The organism is Sulfurovum sp., assembly GCF_049668085.1.
GTDB lineage: Bacteria > Campylobacterota > Campylobacteria > Campylobacterales > Sulfurovaceae > Sulfurovum.
This window is the reverse complement of the sequence record NZ_JBATIY010000034.1, coordinates 1-1,558: the sequence shown is the minus strand read 5'-3', so window position 1 is coordinate 1,558 and position 1,558 is coordinate 1. Positions and strand designations below refer to the sequence as shown.

At 41.1% G+C, this 1,558-nt stretch carries 1 protein-coding gene; it reads right to left on the bottom strand.

Annotated features, from left to right (window positions below; genetic code table 11):
* Window positions 1–22: 22 nt before the first annotated feature.
* Window positions 23–1,558: hydrogenase small subunit (locus tag WBM70_RS02390; protein WP_424556918.1), on the bottom strand; the 1,536-nt coding region annotated here is incomplete at its 5' end.

Below are 1,558 nucleotides of genomic sequence, written 5' to 3'. Positions count from 1 at the left end.
CTGCATTGAATTTTAATTCTTATCATGCTTCATCCTCATCAATCTTTTTCTCATCAATCTTTCTTTCATTGGCATATTTATCAAAGAAGCCCATCTCTACACATCCCATACATCCATGTCCGGCCTGTATCGGCCAACTTGTTCCTTGGTTAAATTTCATAGTAGGGCAATTGGCATGGGTATAGGGGCCTTTACATCCCATTTCAAAAAGACACCATCCTTTCTGTGCACCTACATCTCCCCATTCCTGGACAAATTCCCCGAGTTCATAATGTCCTCTTCTCTCACAGTTATCATGGATCCTACCTTCATAAGCCCAGAGTGGTCGATTGAACTGGTCAAGCGCAGGCAGCTCTTCAAACATCAAGTAAGAGAGAAGGGTTCCTACGATATTGATGGGATTGACCGGACATCCTGGCAGGTTAATAACATCATCTCTTCCAAGAGCCTCTGATACACCTACTGCACCTGTAGGATTTGGTGCTGCTGCGACCACACCCCCATCAAGAGCACAAGAGCCTACGGAGATGATCAATGCAGCATCTTTAGCACATTTTTGTAACAGTGCAAGACCTGTTTCCCCTTTAGGACCGATACGAAGATATTTTCCTTCCATAGCCATAGGTATAGCACCCTCAACGATGAGAACATACGCGTCTTTTTGCTCTTTGACGATAGTTTCCAGAATACTTTCACTTTGGTCTCCACTTGCAGACATTAAAAGCTCATGGTAATCAAGTGAGATATAATCAAAGATTAGATCTGCTATCCCTGGATGCGACGATTTGATAAAAGCTTCTGAGTTTCCTGAACAGTCAGCCAACTCAAGCCAGATGATCGGCAACCGATTTAAATGGTTTATTCCGTCCTTAACAACTCCATCGAATTCAGGATGAAGCTGCATGGTAGCAGTGACCATGGATATCCAGCTGTTCACTTCTTTGGTCGTTATGTCAAAAGCATCTAAAGAGGATGCAAGCTGATTAGAATCAAATTGATTTTTAGGATGGAGTCTGTTATATTTTTCAATCCGCTTTTTGGCTAAAGCGATCTCTTTCTCTCTTTTGATATCTTCAGCACTTTTCTTCGGCATGTTTGGGTCAATGAGATGCTGTGAACCGTTGATCACATCCTGAACCATTTTTTTACATTTACCGCATACTCTACCTGCCTGAGAGAAATTTCCGTACTCCATAAAGTTCTCTATACCGTATGTAGTAACACTGTCAACTATGTCCTGATGGTAGACATGCGCACAAGAACAGATAAGTCTGCCTCTTTCACCTATCAGTCTGTTTTGATAGAGATAAGACGGATCGATACTTTCTTTGTTTTGCATCAAAGACTCTATATAGCCGATATCTACATTGGTGTTGATCCCTATAAATCGTGTCAGTTTGTCATTTTCTACAAAGTACTCATCTATACGTTGATCTTTGTCCGAAGTAATCAGTATCTTTTCAAAATTGGGTGAGTACTCAGGAGATCTTACTTCTATGAGTTCGTATGCATCCACTTTAAGCATATCGATCATGACTTCAAGTTCAAATTCTTTCTC